The 17,889-nt window shown below is 50.8% G+C and carries 16 protein-coding genes; 9 read left to right on the top strand and 7 right to left on the bottom strand.

What is annotated here, in order from left to right:
* Positions 1 to 10: 10 nt before the first annotated feature.
* The 6 genes from BEB42_RS07910 to BEB42_RS07885 all read right to left on the bottom strand — a co-directional run bounded on the left by BEB42_RS07910 (position 11) and on the right by BEB42_RS07885 (position 6,462).
* Positions 11 to 340 (bottom strand): cytochrome o ubiquinol oxidase subunit IV, encoded by a 330-nt coding sequence (locus tag BEB42_RS07910; RefSeq protein ID WP_000019869.1) that lies wholly within the window; start codon positions 338 to 340, stop codon positions 11 to 13.
* A complete protein-coding gene (locus BEB42_RS07905) occupies positions 340 to 954 on the bottom strand; it encodes a cytochrome o ubiquinol oxidase subunit III (protein ID WP_000179807.1) in 615 nt (204 codons plus the stop codon). The genes BEB42_RS07910 and BEB42_RS07905 overlap by 1 nt, the downstream gene beginning before the upstream one ends.
* Positions 944 to 2,935, bottom strand: coding sequence for a cytochrome o ubiquinol oxidase subunit I (gene cyoB / locus BEB42_RS07900; RefSeq protein WP_000467180.1), 1,992 nt, complete (start codon positions 2,933 to 2,935; stop codon positions 944 to 946). Before cyoB ends, BEB42_RS07905 begins: the two co-directional genes overlap by 11 nt.
* A 21-nt stretch (positions 2,936 to 2,956) precedes the next feature.
* Complete coding sequence (gene cyoA, locus BEB42_RS07895) at positions 2,957 to 3,904, bottom strand: cytochrome o ubiquinol oxidase subunit II (RefSeq protein ID WP_001239441.1); 948 nt, start codon at positions 3,902 to 3,904, stop codon at positions 2,957 to 2,959.
* A gap of 460 nt (positions 3,905 to 4,364) precedes the next feature.
* On the bottom strand, positions 4,365 to 5,840 hold the full coding sequence (ampG, locus tag BEB42_RS07890; RefSeq protein WP_105267270.1) for a muropeptide MFS transporter AmpG: 1,476 nt from the start codon (positions 5,838 to 5,840) through the stop codon (positions 4,365 to 4,367).
* Between the two features lie 43 nt (positions 5,841 to 5,883).
* Positions 5,884 to 6,462 (bottom strand): lipoprotein, encoded by a 579-nt coding sequence (locus tag BEB42_RS07885; RefSeq protein ID WP_001295326.1) that lies wholly within the window; start codon positions 6,460 to 6,462, stop codon positions 5,884 to 5,886.
* 304 nt (positions 6,463 to 6,766) lie between these two features.
* On the opposite strand from BEB42_RS07885, the gene bolA reads away from it, so the two are divergent.
* The 9 genes from bolA (at position 6,767) to fadM (ending at position 17,109) form a co-directional block, all read left to right on the top strand.
* Positions 6,767 to 7,084 (top strand): transcriptional regulator BolA, encoded by a 318-nt coding sequence (gene bolA / locus BEB42_RS07875; protein WP_000973448.1) that lies wholly within the window; start codon positions 6,767 to 6,769, stop codon positions 7,082 to 7,084.
* A 343-nt stretch (positions 7,085 to 7,427) separates the two neighbouring features.
* Complete coding sequence (tig, locus tag BEB42_RS07865) at positions 7,428 to 8,726, top strand: trigger factor (RefSeq protein WP_001198386.1); 1,299 nt, start codon at positions 7,428 to 7,430, stop codon at positions 8,724 to 8,726.
* A 246-nt stretch (positions 8,727 to 8,972) separates the two neighbouring features.
* Complete coding sequence (gene clpP / locus BEB42_RS07860; RefSeq protein ID WP_000122253.1) at positions 8,973 to 9,596, top strand: ATP-dependent Clp endopeptidase proteolytic subunit ClpP; 624 nt, start codon at positions 8,973 to 8,975, stop codon at positions 9,594 to 9,596.
* 126 nt (positions 9,597 to 9,722) lie between these two features.
* Positions 9,723 to 10,997 (top strand): ATP-dependent protease ATP-binding subunit ClpX, encoded by a 1,275-nt coding sequence (gene clpX, locus BEB42_RS07850; protein ID WP_000130305.1) that lies wholly within the window; start codon positions 9,723 to 9,725, stop codon positions 10,995 to 10,997.
* 187 nt (positions 10,998 to 11,184) lie between these two features.
* Positions 11,185 to 13,539: an endopeptidase La gene (gene lon / locus BEB42_RS07845; RefSeq protein ID WP_001295325.1), complete on the top strand. Its 2,355-nt coding sequence runs from the start codon at positions 11,185 to 11,187 to the stop codon at positions 13,537 to 13,539.
* Between the two features lie 190 nt (positions 13,540 to 13,729).
* Complete coding sequence (hupB, locus tag BEB42_RS07840; RefSeq protein ID WP_254892905.1) at positions 13,730 to 14,020, top strand: nucleoid-associated protein HU-beta; 291 nt, start codon at positions 13,730 to 13,732, stop codon at positions 14,018 to 14,020.
* 191 nt (positions 14,021 to 14,211) lie between these two features.
* Entirely contained in the window at positions 14,212 to 16,083 is a 1,872-nt protein-coding gene (ppiD, locus tag BEB42_RS07835) for a peptidylprolyl isomerase (RefSeq protein ID WP_000969383.1), read from the top strand.
* Positions 16,084 to 16,233: 150 nt separating this feature from the next.
* Positions 16,234 to 16,605, top strand: a complete 372-nt coding sequence (locus BEB42_RS07830; RefSeq protein WP_105267269.1) for a helix-hairpin-helix domain-containing protein — start codon at positions 16,234 to 16,236, stop codon at positions 16,603 to 16,605.
* A gap of 105 nt (positions 16,606 to 16,710) precedes the next feature.
* Positions 16,711 to 17,109: a long-chain acyl-CoA thioesterase FadM gene (fadM, locus tag BEB42_RS07825; RefSeq protein WP_001194534.1), complete on the top strand. Its 399-nt coding sequence runs from the start codon at positions 16,711 to 16,713 to the stop codon at positions 17,107 to 17,109.
* A gap of 51 nt (positions 17,110 to 17,160) precedes the next feature.
* Here the strand turns inward: fadM and queC are convergent, their stop codons facing one another.
* Positions 17,161 to 17,856 carry a 7-cyano-7-deazaguanine synthase QueC gene (queC, locus tag BEB42_RS07820; protein WP_000817234.1) on the bottom strand — a complete coding sequence of 232 codons (696 nt, stop codon included), beginning with the start codon at positions 17,854 to 17,856 and terminating at the stop codon, positions 17,161 to 17,163.
* Between the last annotated feature and the right edge of the window lie 33 nt (positions 17,857 to 17,889).

Genomic DNA, 17,889 nt, shown 5'->3' with positions numbered 1-17,889 from the left:
ACCGCCGCTCTTAGTGCATCATCATGTTGTAGTTGAGGTTCCACATAATCCAGATGGAGCCTACAACCAGGATAGCGATGATTAGCACGGTGAAGACAAACGCCGTCATGTTCCAGCCTTCATCTGATTTGGTATTCATGTGCAGGAAGCACACCAGATGCACCAGAACCTGTACCACTGCCATTGCCAGGATTGTTCCCAGAATTACGGCCGGAGAGGCAGCCCCTGTCATCACCATCCAGAACGGAATCACCGTCAGAATGATCGACAGGATAAAACCTGTCATGTAGGTTTTTACGCTGCCATGGGACGCGCCGCTGTGATCGGTAGAATGACTCATTACATCGCCCCCATCAGATAAACAACAGTGAACACACAGATCCAAACCACATCCAGGAAGTGCCAGAACAAACTCAGACACATGATGCGGGTACGGTTAGTGCTGGTCAGGCCGCGACGGGCGATCTGCACCATCAGCACCGCCATCCAGATAAGACCGGAAGTGACGTGCAGACCGTGCGTGCCGACCAGCGCAAAGAACGCTGACAGGAAGCCGCTGCGATCCGGACCCATGCCGTTAACAATCAGGTGATGGAATTCATAGATTTCCATCCCGATAAATCCGGCACCAAACAACCAGGTCAACGCCAGCCAGGAGATAACCTGGCTTTTGTTGTTTTTGTACATGGCGATAGCCGCCATGCCGTAGGTGATGGAGCTGAACAACAGCAAGAAAGTTTCAACCAGAACGAACGGCAGTTCGAAAATGTCCTTACCTGTCGGGCCACCTGCGGTGCCGTTCACCAGAACGGCATAGGTAGCAAACAAGATAGAGAACAGAATGCAGTCGCTCATCAGGTAGATCCAAAATCCGAAGATTTTGTTTCCGCCTGCATCGTGGTGCCCGTGTTCGTGCGCGTGGGCAGTCGCGTGCGTCAAAGTATCAGTTGCCATTTTTCAGCCCTGCCTTAGTAATCTCATCGAAATGCTGGTTTTCCAGTTTTTCGATTTCTGCCACCGGCACGTAGTAATCCACGTCCTCGTCGAAGCTTTTCACGATCCAGGTGATGATCATGCCTGCGAAGCCAACAATCGCCAGCCACCAGATATGCCAAATCATGGCGAAACCGAAGATGGTGGAGAAAGCCGCAATGACGATACCGGCGCCGCTGTTTTTCGGCATATGAATTTCTTCATAGTGGTCTGGCTTTTTGTACGCTTCGCCTTTCTCTTTCATTTCCCAGAATGCATCACGCTCGTGAACGTGCGGCACAACGGCAAAGTTATAGAACGGAGGCGGGGAAGAGGTTGCCCACTCCAGCGTACGGCCACCCCACGGGTCGCCGGTCAGGTCACGGTTCTGGTCGCGGTCGCGAATAGAAACGTACATCTGAATAACGAGGCAGAGAATACCCAGCGCAATCAGTACTGCACCGCTGGCGGCAATCATCAGCATGGTGTGGAACTGCGGGTCAATCTGCTGGCTCAAGCGACGGGTCATACCCATGAAGCCCAGCGCATACAGCGGCATAAAGGCAACGAAGAAGCCGATGATCCAGAACCAGAACGCGCGTTTACCCCAGGTTTCGTTCAGTTTGAAACCGAACGCTTTAGGCCACCAGTAGGTCATCCCTGCGAAGCAGCCGAACACCACGCCGCCGATGATCACGTTATGGAAGTGCGCAATCAGGAACAGGCTGTTATGCAGAACGAAGTCTGCGCCCGGTACTGCCAGCAGTACACCAGTCATACCGCCTACCGAGAAGGTGACGATAAAACCGATGGTCCACAGCATCGCAGAATGGAACACGATGCGGCCCTGATACATGGTGAACAGCCAGTTGAAGATCTTCACCCCGGTCGGGATGGCGATAATCATGGTGGTGATACCAAAGAAGGCGTTTACGTTCGCGCCCGCACCCATCGTAAAGAAGTGGTGCAGCCAGACGATGAACGACAGCACGGTGATACAGACGGTTGCCCATACCAGCGAGGTATAACCAAACAGACGTTTACGCGAGAAGGTTGCCGCAATTTCGGAGAACACACCGAAAACAGGCAGGATCAGGATGTAAACTTCCGGGTGGCCCCAGGCCCAAATCAGGTTGATGTACATCATCATGTTGCCACCCATATCGTTGGTAAAGAAATGGGTGCCCAGATAGCGATCCAGGGTCAACAACGCGACGGTAACCGTCAGAATTGGGAAGGAAGCAATAATCAGTACGTTCGCGCACAGAGATGCCCAGGTAAATACTGGCATCTTGAACATGGTCATGCCCGGTGCGCGCATCTTCAGAATGGTAACGAAGAAGTTGATACCGGTAAGAGTCGTACCTATACCGGATAGCTGGAGACTCCATATCCAGTAATCGACACCGACTCCCGGACTGTACTCTATTCCCGATAGCGGTGGATAGGCCAGCCAGCCAGTCTGCGCAAATTCGCCCACGCCGAGAGAAACGTTTACCAGAATCACACCAACAACGGTAAACCAGAAGCTTAGGTTGTTGAGGAACGGGAACGCAACATCACGCGCGCCGATCTGCAGCGGAACCACCAGGTTCATCAGACCGATAACGAAAGGCATCGCCACGAAGAAGATCATAATCACGCCGTGCGCGGTGAAGATCTGATCGTAGTGGTGAGGTGGCAGGAAGCCCGCTTCGCCCGCAGAGGCAAGGGCCTGCTGGCTACGCATCATAATGGCGTCAGCAAAACCACGCAGCAACATCACAATCGCCACGATGATATACATGATACCGAGGCGTTTATGGTCGACGGAGGTCAGCCACTCTTTCCACAGGTAGGTCCACTTACCGAAGTAAGTGATCAGGCCAACGAGCGCCAGACCTCCCAAAATAATGCCAGCGATCGTAACCATGACGATAGGTTCATGGAACGGGACTGCATCAAGTGATAATTTTCCGAACATCTTTATTCTTCCTCAACCCCTTTAATGGGCGGATTCCGCGTGGCTCATGTCCATGCCTTCCATACCTTCGTGTGCGCTGTGCTCACCTTCTGGCTGGGTCATGTCCATGCTCTTACCGTGAGCCATAAACTTGTTAATCACATCGGCAAACAAGTCTGGTTTCACGTTGGAGAAATATTCCACCTGGTTGTATTCGCTAGGCGCGGCCAGTTTTTCGAACGCTGCCATGTCAGACATGGTGTTCGGCGACTGTTTCGCTTTTGCGACCCACTGGTCGAATTCGGCGCGATCCGGTGTTGCAATAGCTTTGAACTTCATGCCTGAGAAGCCCGGGCCGCTGTAGCTGGCGGAGATACCGTCATAAGTGCCGGGTTCGTTGGCGATCAGATGCAGGCGAGTCTGCATACCGGCCATGGCATAAATCTGGCTACCCAGACGCGGAATGAAGAAGGAGTTCATCACGGAGTTGGAGGTCACTTTGAAGTACACCGGAGTGTTCGCCGGGAAAGCGATTTCATTCACGGTAGCAATGCCCTGTTCCGGGTAGATGAAGAACCATTTCCAGTCCATGGAAACCACTTCGATGGTAATGGGCTTCTCGTCGTGTGCCAGCGGCTTGCTAGGCTCAAGAGCGTGAGTGGTTTTCCAGGTCAGTACCGCAAGGAAGATGATGATTAAGATAGGTACCGTCCAGACCACAGCTTCCACTTTATTGGAGTGTGACCAGTTCGGGCTGTACTTAGCATCTTTATTGCTCGCACGGTACTTCCAGGCGAAACCAACAGCCATCAAGATTGCGGGAATAACGACAATCAACATCAGGCCAAATGCCGTCAGTATCAGTGAACGTTGCTCCAGACCAATCTGTCCTTTGGGATCTAACAGCGCAGAATTACAGCCACTGAGCAATACAGTGCCTGCAAATAATGACAACCATCCCAAACTTTTATTGTATTTCCTGAGTCTCATTTAACGACCTCAATTCCACGGGATCTGGTGGCGTTTAAAGTGTGTGGGCATTTTACGGGAAGGTTACATTACTGTAAACATGATTAAATTCCTGTTACTTGGATTTGGCTGCTAGGTCACATATGTTGCAAAACATATCAAGTTGATTTTAAGAAGCTGTTGCAAAAGGGCGTTATAACGAAAGGGGAGTGCAGAAGGAGTCTGAGCGGGCAATTGGTATAACCAATGCTAAATAAAACATTTATTTAACAAGTAATTATCATTAAGGTGACAATTGGGTGGTGGGGAAATAAAGTCTCATTAGCTGAATCGTGTAAGAAAAAATAGAATTCATAAATGGCGTCAATAATTTCCAAACACTAAGCCGCACAAAAGAACAAATATTAATAAGCGATGCTGATGTTTATTTAGCCGTAATAATTACGGCGAGTGATTACTACAGCTAAATAATATTTACAGATTACGTCAGATGCGTTTTTCGTAGCGCCAGATAATCCAGCAAACCACCAAGCACGACGCCAGAAAGGGCGACTAAAACCCCGACTTCCAGCAGAGCAGGCAGAAATGAGAAGTGCGTCAAATCCAGCGCGTCCATCGTCAACAGCAGTAACCACACGGTCAACAGGCTGACGCCCGCCGCCAGTGTCCACATGGCAAAGGCATAACCTGACGGATACTCGGTGCGGGAGATAAAGTTGTCATTTACCCGTGTATATTCAAGCGTCTGGCGGCAAACCAGCAATAAAATAAGCCCTGGTACGGCGGCGGCGACGGAAAAAAGATAGAACGTCGACCAGCCGTGTGATTCAACAAACCAACCTGCCACGGGGCCGACATAAACTCGCCCTACAGCAGAAAGCGCTGAGAGCAGGGCAAATTGAGTAGCGGAAAATGACTTATTACACAGCGTCATTAACAGCGCGACAAAGGCTGATGTACCCATCCCGCCACAGAGGTTTTCGAAAAAGACGGCTGCGCCCATGCTGTAGATATGCTTATCAGTAATCGACAGCAGCCAGTAACCGGCGTTAGATGCACCTTGTAAAATGCCGAAAATCAGCAGCGCCCGGAACAGTGACAGGCGCTGCATCAAAATCCCACCGTACAACGCGCCAACAATGGTCGCCAGCAAGCCAAGCGTTTTGTTAACCACGCCTACTTCACCTGCATCAAATCCGACGCCGCGAATCAAAAACGTGGTTGTCAGGCTCATGGCGAATGCGTCGCCCAGCTTATACAGCACGATGAGAAGCAAAATAAGCCACGCGTTATTGCGACCAAAGAAATCGCGCAGAGGTGCAACAACCGCTTGTTCCAGCGTTTTGGGCACAGGAACGGTGTCGGTTGGTTCTGGTGCAAGTAACGTCGCGATAATACAGGGGATCAACAGCGCCGCCATCAACCAGTACATGCCCTGCCAGCCCAGCCATTTATCTGCCAGCCACAGGGCTAAGCCGCCGGAAACCAGCATCCCTAAACGGTAACCCAGCACGCTGATTGCCGCGCCCGCACCACGCTCTTCTGCCGGGAGCACATCGGTTTTCCACGCATCGAAGACGATATCCTGGGAGGCAGAGCAAAAAGCGATCACCACCGCCAGTGCCGCCATCCAGCGGAGCTGGGTGCTTGGTTCGAGAAAACCCATCGCCGCAATGGCGACTAATAACAGGATTTGCGTGGCGAGCAGCCAACCGCGCCGCCGCCCGAAAAATGGGGGCGTGTAGCGGTCCATCAGCGGTGACCAGAGGAATTTAAAAACGTAAGCCTGGCCTACCAGAGAGAAGAAACCAATGGTTTTAAGATCGATATTCTCGACCGTCATCCAGGCCTGTAAGGTGCCGGATGTCAGGGCGAGCGGTAGCCCGGAAGCAAAACCCAGAATCAGCAATATGGCTGAACGTGGCTGTTGAAAAATACGTAAATATTGACTGGACATGGGCGTCTACAGGCCCGGCTTGCACCGGGCCAGAGGGCAGAAATTAACGCGCGTTCTGCTTGATGAATTCGTGGATGCTGGTGTCCTGAGACATATCAGCGATGGTATCGGTCAGCACACTGTTAACCGCATCGGCGATATTTTTGTTGGAGGCCTGGAACGCACCTTCAACGTTGTAGCTGGCACGATAGTTTTTGGTCATTTTGTTGCCATTCTGCGCGGTAGCGATGATAGCGATATCCGCTTTGGTGGCGATGTTATAGCGCACGTTGCCCTGGGACACGTCAGCATACAGTTGGCTAACGATGATTTGCAGATTAACCGGGCCATTCGGACCAACCATGTAACCACGCGCGGTCATCTGTTTTTCCAGCACTTCTTGCAGCAGGAAACGCAGATCGCGGGAGGCTGTCAGGGTAACGATTTGATTATCGCGGGTGACTTTTGCCAGCGCCTGATCGGTACGCTGATCGGCACCATTAATGCTTACGGTGACGCCCATCAGGCTTGGATCCTGCTGTGGCAGTGTTATCGTCGGTGAAACTTCAATAGTTGTTGGCGGTTTTGCGCATCCTGCAAGCATAAACAGAGCAACTAACGGGAAGAGGATTTTTTTGAACATGTTCGGGCTCTCAGAGACTCTTAAGCGTGTTTGGTAAAAATTCCCGCCATCATAACATTGCCAACGGCGAGGGGAAGTGGGTAAGGCATGTAAATTCATCATGTTGACGAAATAATCGCCCCTGGTAAAAGAAACGCTGATGCGAGGCCTGTGTTTCAATCTTTAAATCAGTAAACTTCATACGCTTGACGGAAAAACCAGGACGAAACCTAAATATTTGTTGTTAAGCTGCAATGGAAACGGTAAAAGCGGCTAGTATTTAAAGGGATGGATGACATCTCAGCGTTGTCGGAGGAGATATTTCATGATGATACGTGAGCGGATAGAAGAAAAATTAAGGGCGGCGTTCCAACCCGTATTCCTCGAAGTAGTGGATGAAAGCTATCGTCACAATGTCCCAGCCGGCTCTGAAAGCCATTTTAAAGTTGTGCTGGTCAGCGATCGTTTTACGGGTGAACGTTTTCTGAATCGTCATCGAATGATTTACAGTACTTTAGCGGAGGAACTCTCTACTACCGTTCATGCGCTGGCTTTGCATACTTACACTATTAAGGAGTGGGAAGGGTTGCAGGACACCGTCTTTGCCTCTCCTCCCTGTCGTGGAGCAGGAAGCATCGCGTAAAAACGCATTTGCAACTGTCGGCGCTTTTCCAGTATGTTGCTAAAGATTTTATGAAAAACGGCCTGCGGGCCGTTTTGTTTTGTCTGGATTTTGCGCTTTTTGCCCAGCATTCAGACGAAAATTGCCCGGGAATTGTGAAAAAATACGCGACAGCGCGCAATAACCGTTCTCGACTCATAAAAGTGATGCCGCTATAATGCCGCGTCCTATTTGAATGCTTTCGGGATGATTCTGGTAACAGGGAATGTGATTGATTATAAGAACATCCCGGTTCCGCGAAGCCAACAACCTGTGCTTGCGGGGTAAGAGTTGACCGAGCACTGTGATTTTTTGAGGTAACAAGATGCAAGTTTCAGTTGAAACCACTCAAGGCCTTGGCCGCCGTGTAACGATTACTATCGCTGCTGACAGCATCGAGACCGCTGTTAAAAGCGAGCTGGTCAACGTTGCGAAAAAAGTACGTATTGACGGCTTCCGCAAAGGCAAAGTGCCAATGAATATCGTTGCTCAGCGTTATGGCGCCTCTGTACGCCAGGACGTTCTGGGTGACCTGATGAGCCGTAACTTCATTGACGCCATCATTAAAGAAAAAATCAATCCGGCTGGCGCACCGACTTATGTTCCGGGCGAATACAAGCTGGGTGAAGACTTCACCTACTCTGTAGAGTTTGAAGTTTATCCGGAAGTTGAACTGCAGGGTCTGGAAGCGATCGAAGTTGAAAAACCGATCGTTGAAGTGACCGACGCTGACGTTGACGGCATGCTGGATACTCTGCGTAAACAGCAGGCGACCTGGAAAGAAAAAGACGGCGCTGTTGAAGCAGAAGACCGCGTAACCATCGACTTCACCGGTTCTGTAGACGGCGAAGAGTTCGAAGGCGGTAAAGCGTCTGATTTCGTACTGGCGATGGGCCAGGGTCGTATGATCCCGGGCTTTGAAGACGGTATCAAAGGACACAAAGCTGGCGAAGAGTTCACCATCGACGTGACCTTCCCGGAAGAGTACCACGCAGAAAACCTGAAAGGTAAAGCAGCGAAATTCGCTATCAACCTGAAGAAAGTTGAAGAGCGTGAACTGCCGGAACTGACTGCAGAATTCATCAAACGTTTCGGCGTTGAAGATGGTTCCGTAGAAGGTCTGCGCGCTGAAGTGCGTAAAAACATGGAGCGCGAGCTGAAGAGCGCCATCCGTAACCGCGTTAAGTCTCAGGCGATCGAAGGTCTGGTAAAAGCTAACGACATCGACGTACCGGCTGCGCTGATCGACAGCGAAATCGACGTTCTGCGTCGTCAGGCGGCACAGCGTTTCGGCGGTAACGAAAAACAGGCTCTGGAACTGCCGCGCGAACTGTTCGAAGAACAAGCTAAACGCCGCGTAGTTGTTGGCCTGCTGCTGGGCGAAGTTATCCGCACCAACGAGCTGAAAGCTGACGAAGAACGCGTTAAAGGCCTGATCGAAGAGATGGCTTCTGCGTACGAAGATCCGAAAGAAGTTATCGAGTTCTACAGCAAAAACAAAGAACTGATGGACAACATGCGCAATGTTGCTCTGGAAGAACAGGCTGTTGAAGCTGTACTGGCGAAAGCGAAAGTGACTGAAAAAGAAACCACTTTCAACGAGCTGATGAACCAGCAGGCGTAATTTACGCAGCATAACGCGCTAAATTCGCACAAAGGCCCATCACCGCCAGGTGGTGGGCCTTTTTTTTGTCATGAATTTTGCATGGAACCGTGCGAAAAGCCTCTTTCGGTGTTAGCGTAACAACAAAAGATTGTTATGCTTGAAATATGGTGATGCCGTACCCATAACACAGGGACTAGCTGATAATCCGTCCATAAGGTTACAATCGGTACAGCAGGTTTTTTCAATTTTATCCAGGAGACGGAAATGTCATACAGCGGCGAACGAGATAACTTTGCACCCCATATGGCGCTGGTGCCGATGGTCATTGAACAGACCTCACGTGGTGAGCGCTCTTTTGATATCTATTCTCGTCTACTTAAGGAACGCGTCATTTTTCTGACTGGCCAGGTTGAAGACCACATGGCTAACCTGATTGTGGCGCAGATGCTGTTCCTGGAAGCAGAAAACCCAGAAAAAGATATCTATCTGTACATTAACTCCCCAGGCGGGGTGATCACTGCCGGGATGTCTATCTATGACACCATGCAGTTTATCAAGCCTGATGTCAGCACCATCTGTATGGGCCAGGCGGCTTCGATGGGCGCTTTCTTGCTGACTGCAGGGGCAAAAGGTAAACGTTTCTGCCTGCCGAATTCGCGCGTGATGATTCACCAGCCGTTGGGCGGCTACCAGGGCCAGGCGACCGATATCGAAATTCATGCCCGTGAAATTCTGAAAGTTAAAGGGCGTATGAATGAACTTATGGCGCTTCATACGGGTCAATCATTAGAACAGATTGAACGTGACACCGAGCGCGATCGCTTCCTTTCCGCCCCTGAAGCGGTGGAATACGGTCTGGTCGATTCGATTCTGACCCATCGTAATTGATGCCAGAGGCGCAACTGTGCCGCTATACTTATCCAGGGCGGCACAACGCTATAAAGCGGCTTGCGCCTGAGAATGGCATTTGCGTCGTCGTGTGCGGCACAAAGAACAAAGAAGAGGTTTTGACCCATGACAGATAAACGCAAAGATGGCTCAGGCAAATTGCTGTATTGCTCTTTTTGCGGCAAAAGCCAGCATGAAGTGCGCAAGCTGATTGCCGGTCCATCCGTGTATATCTGCGACGAATGTGTTGATTTATGTAACGACATCATTCGCGAAGAGATTAAAGAAGTTGCACCGCATCGTGAACGCAGTGCGCTACCGACGCCGCATGAAATTCGCAACCACCTGGACGATTACGTTATCGGTCAGGAACAGGCGAAAAAAGTGCTGGCGGTCGCGGTATACAACCACTACAAACGTCTGCGCAACGGAGATACCAGCAATGGTGTCGAGTTGGGCAAAAGTAACATTCTGCTGATCGGTCCGACCGGTTCCGGTAAAACGCTGCTGGCCGAAACGCTGGCGCGCCTGCTGGACGTCCCGTTCACCATGGCCGATGCAACCACGCTGACCGAAGCCGGTTATGTGGGCGAAGACGTTGAAAACATCATTCAGAAGCTGTTGCAAAAGTGCGATTACGACGTACAGAAAGCGCAGCGCGGGATTGTCTACATCGATGAAATCGACAAGATTTCTCGTAAGTCAGACAACCCGTCCATTACCCGAGACGTTTCCGGTGAAGGCGTACAGCAGGCACTGTTGAAACTGATCGAAGGTACGGTAGCTGCTGTTCCACCGCAAGGTGGGCGTAAACATCCGCAGCAGGAATTCTTGCAGGTTGATACCTCTAAGATCCTGTTTATCTGTGGCGGTGCGTTTGCCGGTCTGGATAAAGTGATTTCCCATCGTGTAGAAACAGGCTCCGGCATTGGTTTTGGCGCGACGGTAAAAGCGAAATCTGACAAAGCAAGTGAAGGCGAGCTGCTGGCGCAGGTTGAACCGGAAGATCTGATCAAGTTTGGTCTGATCCCTGAGTTCATTGGTCGTCTGCCGGTTGTCGCAACGTTGAATGAACTGAGCGAAGAAGCTCTGATTCAGATCCTCAAAGAGCCGAAAAACGCCCTGACCAAGCAGTATCAGGCGCTGTTTAATCTGGAAGGCGTGGATCTGGAATTCCGTGACGAGGCGCTGGATGCTATCGCTAAGAAAGCGATGGCGCGTAAAACCGGTGCCCGTGGCCTGCGTTCCATCGTAGAAGCCGCACTGCTCGATACCATGTACGATCTGCCGTCCATGGAAGACGTCGAAAAAGTGGTTATCGACGAATCGGTAATTGATGGTCAAAGCAAGCCGTTGCTGATTTATGGCAAGCCGGAAGCGCAACAGGCATCTGGTGAATAATTAACCATTCCCATACAATTAGTTAACCAAAAAGGGGGGATTTTATCTCCCCTTTAATTTTTCCTCTATTCTCGGCGTTGAATGTGGGGGAAACATCCCCATATACTGACGTACATGTTAATAGATGGCGTGAAGCACAGTCGTGTCATCTGATTACCTGGCGGAAATTAAACTAAGAGAGAGCTCTATGAATCCTGAGCGTTCTGAACGCATTGAAATCCCCGTATTGCCGCTGCGCGATGTGGTGGTTTATCCGCACATGGTCATCCCCTTATTTGTCGGGCGGGAAAAATCTATCCGTTGTCTGGAAGCGGCGATGGACCATGATAAAAAAATTATGCTGGTCGCGCAGAAAGAAGCTTCAACGGATGAGCCGGGTGTAAACGATCTTTTCACCGTCGGGACCGTGGCCTCTATATTGCAGATGCTGAAACTGCCTGACGGCACCGTCAAAGTGCTGGTCGAGGGGTTACAGCGCGCGCGTATTTCTGCGCTCTCTGACAATGGCGAACACTTTTCTGCGAAGGCGGAGTATCTGGAGTCGCCGACCATTGATGAGCGGGAACAGGAAGTGCTGGTGCGTACTGCAATCAGCCAGTTCGAAGGCTACATCAAGCTGAACAAAAAAATTCCACCAGAAGTGCTGACGTCGCTGAACAGCATCGACGATCCGGCGCGTCTGGCGGATACCATTGCTGCGCATATGCCGCTGAAACTGGCTGACAAACAGTCTGTTCTGGAGATGTCCGACGTCAACGAACGTCTGGAATATCTGATGGCGATGATGGAATCGGAAATCGATCTGCTGCAGGTTGAGAAACGCATTCGCAACCGCGTTAAAAAGCAGATGGAAAAATCCCAGCGTGAGTACTATCTGAACGAGCAAATGAAAGCTATTCAGAAAGAACTCGGCGAAATGGACGATGCACCGGACGAAAACGAAGCACTGAAGCGCAAAATCGACGCGGCGAAAATGCCGAAAGAGGCAAAAGAGAAAGCGGAAGCAGAACTGCAGAAGCTGAAAATGATGTCTCCGATGTCGGCAGAAGCGACCGTGGTGCGTGGTTATATCGACTGGATGGTGCAGGTGCCGTGGAATGCGCGTAGCAAGGTCAAAAAAGACCTGCGTCAGGCGCAGGAAATCCTTGATACCGACCATTATGGTCTGGAGCGCGTGAAAGATCGCATCCTTGAGTATCTTGCGGTTCAAAGCCGTGTCAACAAAATCAAGGGACCGATCCTCTGCCTGGTAGGGCCGCCGGGGGTAGGTAAAACTTCTCTTGGTCAGTCCATCGCCAAAGCTACCGGACGTAAATATGTTCGTATGGCGCTGGGCGGCGTGCGTGACGAAGCGGAAATCCGTGGTCACCGCCGTACTTACATCGGTTCTATGCCGGGTAAACTGATCCAGAAAATGGCGAAAGTGGGCGTGAAAAACCCGCTGTTCCTGCTCGATGAGATCGACAAAATGTCCTCTGACATGCGTGGCGATCCGGCTTCCGCACTACTTGAAGTGCTGGATCCAGAGCAGAACGTAGCGTTCAGCGACCACTACCTGGAAGTGGATTACGACCTTAGCGACGTGATGTTTGTCGCGACGTCAAACTCCATGAACATTCCGGCACCACTGCTGGATCGTATGGAAGTGATTCGCCTCTCCGGTTATACCGAAGATGAAAAACTGAACATCGCCAAACGTCACCTGCTGCCAAAGCAGATTGAACGTAATGCACTGAAAAAAGGTGAGCTGACCGTCGACGATAGCGCCATTATCGGCATTATTCGTTACTACACCCGTGAGGCGGGCGTACGTGGTCTGGAACGTGAAATATCCAAACTGTGCCGCAAAGCGGTTAAGCAGTTACTGCTCGATAAGTCATTAAAACATATCGAAATTAACGGCGATAACCTGCATGACTACCTCGGTGTTCAGCGTTTCGACTATGGACGCGCGGATAACGAAAACCGTGTCGGTCAGGTAACCGGTCTGGCGTGGACGGAAGTGGGCGGTGACTTACTTACCATTGAAACCGCGTGCGTTCCGGGTAAAGGCAAACTGACCTATACCGGTTCGCTCGGCGAAGTGATGCAGGAGTCCATTCAGGCGGCGTTAACGGTGGTTCGTGCGCGTGCGGAAAAACTGGGGATCAACCCTGATTTTTACGAAAAACGCGACATCCACGTCCACGTACCGGAAGGTGCGACGCCGAAAGATGGTCCGAGTGCCGGTATTGCTATGTGCACCGCGCTGGTTTCTTGCCTGACCGGTAACCCGGTTCGTGCCGATGTGGCAATGACCGGTGAGATCACTCTGCGTGGTCAGGTACTGCCGATCGGTGGTTTGAAAGAAAAACTACTGGCAGCGCATCGCGGCGGGATTAAAACAGTGTTAATTCCGTTCGAAAATAAACGCGATCTGGAAGAGATTCCTGACAACGTAATTGCTGATCTGGACATTCATCCTGTGAAACGCATTGAGGAAGTTCTGACTCTGGCGCTGCAAAATGAACCGTCTGGCATGCAGGTTGTGACTGCAAAATAGTGACCTCGCGCAAAATGCACTAATAAAAACAGGGCTGGCAGGCTAATTCGGACTTGCCAGCCTTTTTTTGTCTCGCTAAGTTAGATGGCGGATTGGGCTTGCCCTTATTAAGGGGTGTTGTAAGGGGATGGCTGGCCTGATATAACTGCTGCGCGTTCGTACCTTGAAGGATTCAAGTGCGATATAAATTATAAAGAGGAAGAGAAGAGTGAATAAATCTCAATTGATCGACAAGATTGCTGCAGGGGCTGATATCTCTAAAGCTGCGGCTGGCCGTGCGTTAGATGCTATTATTGCTTCCGTAACTGAATCTCTGAAAGAAGGGGATGATGTAGCACTGGTAGGTTTTGGTACTTTTGCCGTTAAAGAGCGTGCTGCCCGTACTGGCCGCAACCCGCAGACCGGTAAAGAGATCACCATCGCTGCCGCTAAAGTACCGAGCTTCCGTGCAGGTAAAGCACTGAAAGACGCGGTAAACTAAGCGTTGTCCCCAGTGGGGGTGTGACGAAGTTCAAGGGCGCATCTACTGATGTGCCTTTTTTATTTGTATTCGGTGACTTTCTGCGTCTTGTGGGCTGACAATTGCCCCCGTTTCTTGTCACAATAGGCCTTTGCGCGCATCGATACGTTGCGTGAGGTACACAGTCATCTACAGCGGAGTGTTGTTACACCATGATGGACAGCTTACGCACGGCTGCAAACAGTCTCGTGCTCAAGATTATTTTCGGTATCATTATCGTGTCGTTCATATTGACCGGCGTGAGTGGTTACCTGATTGGCGGAGGCAATAACTACGCCGCAAAAGTGAATGACCAGGAAATCAGCCGTGGGCAGTTCGAGAACGCCTTCAACAGCGAGCGTAATCGCATGCAGCAACAGCTGGGCGATCAATACTCTGAGCTTGCAGCGAACGAAGGCTATATGAAAACCCTGCGTCAACAGGTGCTGAATCGTCTGATCGACGAGGCGCTGCTGGATCAGTACGCTCGTGAGCTGAAACTGGGTATCAGTGATGAGCAGGTTAAACAGGCGATTTTCGCGACCCCAGCCTTCCAGGTTGACGGCAAATTTGATAACAGCCGCTATAACGGTATCCTCAACCAGATGGGGATGACCGCCGATCAGTACGCCCAGGCGCTACGTAACCAGCTCACTACCCAACAGCTGATTAACGGCGTTGCCGGTACCGATTTTATGCTGAAAGGTGAAACCGACGAGCTGGCGGCACTGGTAGCTCAACAACGCGTGGTACGTGAAGCGACTATCGATGTTAACGCGCTGGCGGCGAAGCAGCCTGTGACCGAACAGGAAATTGCCAGCTACTACGAACAAAACAAAAACAATTTCATGACGCCGGAACAATTCCGCGTGAGTTACATCAAGCTGGATGCCGCAACGATGCAGCAACCGGTTAGCGATGCGGATATCCAGAGCTACTACGATCAGCATCAGGATCAATTCACCCAGCCGCAGCGTACCCGCTACAGCATCATCCAGACCAAAACTGAAGATGAAGCGAAAGCGGTACTTGATGAGCTGAATAAAGGCGGTGATTTTGCTGCGTTAGCCAAAGAAAAATCTGCCGATATTATCTCTGCCCGTAACGGCGGCGATATGGGTTGGTTAGAAGATGCTACTATCCCGGACGAACTGAAAAATGCTGGTCTGAAAGAAAAAGGCCAACTCTCTGGTGTCATCAAATCTTCGGTCGGTTTCCTGATTGTACGTCTGGACGACATTCAGCCAGCGAAAGTGAAGTCGTTAGACGAAGTGCGTGACGATGTCGCGGCGAAAGTGAAACACGAAAAAGCCCTCGATGCGTACTACGCACTGCAGCAGAAAGTGAGCGATGCAGCAAGCAATGATACCGAGTCTCTGGCCGGTGCAGAGCAAGCTGCGGGCGTAAAAGCCACTCAGACGGGTTGGTTCAGCAAAGATAACCTGCCGGAAGAGTTGAACTTTAAGCCGGTTGCAGACGCTATCTTTAACGGCGGTCTGGTAGGTGAAAACGGCGCACCGGGCATCAACTCTGACATCATCACCGTAGACGGCGACCGCGCATTCGTGCTGCGCATCAGCGAGCACAAACCGGAAGCGGTGAAACCGTTGGCAGATGTTCAGGAACAAGTTAAGGCACTGGTTCAGCACAACAAAGCTGAACAACAGGCTAAAGTGGATGCTGAAAAACTGCTGGTTGATCTGAAAGCGGGCAAGGGTGCGGAAGCCATGCAGGCTGCCGGTCTGAAATTTGGCGAGCCGAAAACCTTAAGCCGTTCCGGTCGTGACCCGATTAGCCAGGCGGCGTTTGCACTGCCACTGCCTGCGAAAGACAAACCGAGCTACGGTATGGCGACCGATATGCAAGGCAATGTCGTTCTGCTGGCGCTGGACGAAGTGAAACAAGGTTCAATGCCGGAAGAGCAGAAAAAAGCGATGGTGCAGGGGATCACCCAGAACAACGCACAAATCGTCTTTGAAGCTCTGATGAGTAACCTGCGTAAAGAGGCGAAAATCAAAATTGGCGATGCGCTGGAACAGCAATAATCCTGAAGCCGCCTCGCAAAAAAATGCTTTGCAGCTGTAACAAGAAAAGGTCGCTTTCGCGGCCTTTTCCATTTCTGAACATTGCCATTTGTTTCCTGTTTTCACTGTCGTTAAGGTGATTCCACTGTTAACAAACAAGGAGAAAACAGTATGAAACACGGAATTAAAGCACTGCTCATTACCCTGTCCCTGGCCTGTGCCGGAATGTCTCATAGCGCGCTGGTGGCAGCTCCTGCGGCGAAACCGACAACGGTAGAAACCAAAGCGGAAGCTCCTGCAGCACAAAGTAAAGCAGCAGTACCGACTAAAGCCAGTGACGAAGAAGGTACCCGGGTCAGCATTAATAATGCCAGCGCGGAAGAGTTAGCCCGCGCGATGAATGGCGTTGGCCTGAAGAAGGCGCAGGCGATTGTCAGTTATCGCGAAGAGTACGGTCCGTTTAAAACGGTGGAGGATCTCAAGCAGGTGCCGGGGATGGGCAATTCGCTGGTGGAACGTAATCTGGCGGTATTAACCCTGTAATTAATTTGCATAGTGGCAAATTTTTGCCAGACTGAAGAGGTCATACCAGTTATGACCTCTGCACTTATAACAGTTCTTATAACAACAACGTAAGGTTATTGCGCTATGCAAACACAAATCAAAGTTCGTGGATATCATCTCGACGTTTACCAGCACGTAAACAACGCCCGCTACCTTGAGTTTCTCGAAGAAGCCCGCTGGGATGGGTTGGAAAATAGCGACAGTTTTCAGTGGATGACGGCCCATAACATCGCCTTCGTCGTGGTCAATATCAATATTAACTATCGTCGCCCGGCGGTATTAAGCGACCTGTTAACCATTACCAGTCAGTTGCAGCAATTAAACGGTAAAAGCGGCATCTTAAGCCAGGTCATTACACTGGAGCCGGAAGGGCAGGTAGTCGCGGATGCGCTTATTACGTTTGTTTGTATTGATCTTAAAACGCAGAAAGCATTAGCTCTGGAAGGGGAATTGCGCGAAAAGCTGGAGCAGATGGTTAAGTAAACGTTTTGTGGTGCCGGATGCTCAAGCCGCATCCGGCGACACCCGGAATAATTACTTCAACCCGGTTTTCTGCTTCATCGCTGCCATCACCGTCGGTTTATCGGCCAGATAATGATGCAAACCGTTGGAGCGTAAATTACACGCCGCACAATGACCGCAACCGTCGCCTTTAATGCCGTTATAGCAGGTCAACGTTTCGTTACGGACTAAATCTAGTTTGCCGTAATAATCAGCCAGCGCCCAGGTTTCCGCTTTATCAATCCACATCAGCGGCGTTTCAAAACGAATATCTTTCGCCATGCCTAAACTGACGGCATGGTTTAGTGCTTTCACAAACTCATCGCGGCAATCCGGGTAACCGGAGAAATCCGTTTCGCAGACGCCGGTAATCACTGCTTCGGCTTTGACCTGATACGCATATATTGCCGCCAGCGTCAGGAATAAAATATTACGGCCTGGGACAAACGTATTCGGGATGCCATCGGCTTCAGGTTCATAATCTGGCACTGGAATGCTGTCACGTGTCAGGCTGCTGACCGCCAGCTCGTTGAGCAGCGTTACATCAAGAACCTTATGCGCGCGTGCCCCCAGTTTCAGCGCCAGTTCGCGTGCCACGTCGATTTCTGCGCGATGTCGCTGACCGTAATCGAACGTCACGCAATGGACTTCATCATATTGTTGTAATGCCTGCACCAGACAGGTGGTGGAATCCTGGCCTCCACTGAACACAACGACAGCACGTTTCATAGATAATCCTGCTTGAACAATAAAAGCGTTATG

The organism is Escherichia sp. MOD1-EC5990, assembly GCF_002965285.1.
GTDB lineage: Bacteria > Pseudomonadota > Gammaproteobacteria > Enterobacterales > Enterobacteriaceae > Escherichia > Escherichia coli_F.
This window is presented reverse-complemented; position numbering and strand designations above follow the sequence as displayed.

Coding starts and splice junctions, on each gene's coding strand:
- BEB42_RS07910 (WP_000019869.1), bottom strand. CDS start 340: ATGAGTCATTCTACCGATCACAGCGGCGCGTCCCATGGCAGCGTAAAA.
- BEB42_RS07905 (WP_000179807.1), bottom strand. CDS start 954: ATGGCAACTGATACTTTGACGCACGCGACTGCCCACGCGCACGAACAC.
- cyoB (WP_000467180.1), bottom strand. CDS start 2,935: ATGTTCGGAAAATTATCACTTGATGCAGTCCCGTTCCATGAACCTATC.
- cyoA (WP_001239441.1), bottom strand. CDS start 3,904: ATGAGACTCAGGAAATACAATAAAAGTTTGGGATGGTTGTCATTATTT.
- ampG (WP_105267270.1), bottom strand. CDS start 5,840: ATGTCCAGTCAATATTTACGTATTTTTCAACAGCCACGTTCAGCCATA.
- BEB42_RS07885 (WP_001295326.1), bottom strand. CDS start 6,462: ATGTTCAAAAAAATCCTCTTCCCGTTAGTTGCTCTGTTTATGCTTGCA.
- bolA (WP_000973448.1), top strand. CDS start 6,767: ATGATGATACGTGAGCGGATAGAAGAAAAATTAAGGGCGGCGTTCCAA.
- tig (WP_001198386.1), top strand. CDS start 7,428: ATGCAAGTTTCAGTTGAAACCACTCAAGGCCTTGGCCGCCGTGTAACG.
- clpP (WP_000122253.1), top strand. CDS start 8,973: ATGTCATACAGCGGCGAACGAGATAACTTTGCACCCCATATGGCGCTG.
- clpX (WP_000130305.1), top strand. CDS start 9,723: ATGACAGATAAACGCAAAGATGGCTCAGGCAAATTGCTGTATTGCTCT.
- lon (WP_001295325.1), top strand. CDS start 11,185: ATGAATCCTGAGCGTTCTGAACGCATTGAAATCCCCGTATTGCCGCTG.
- ppiD (WP_000969383.1), top strand. CDS start 14,212: ATGATGGACAGCTTACGCACGGCTGCAAACAGTCTCGTGCTCAAGATT.
- BEB42_RS07830 (WP_105267269.1), top strand. CDS start 16,234: ATGAAACACGGAATTAAAGCACTGCTCATTACCCTGTCCCTGGCCTGT.
- fadM (WP_001194534.1), top strand. CDS start 16,711: ATGCAAACACAAATCAAAGTTCGTGGATATCATCTCGACGTTTACCAG.
- queC (WP_000817234.1), bottom strand. CDS start 17,856: ATGAAACGTGCTGTCGTTGTGTTCAGTGGAGGCCAGGATTCCACCACC.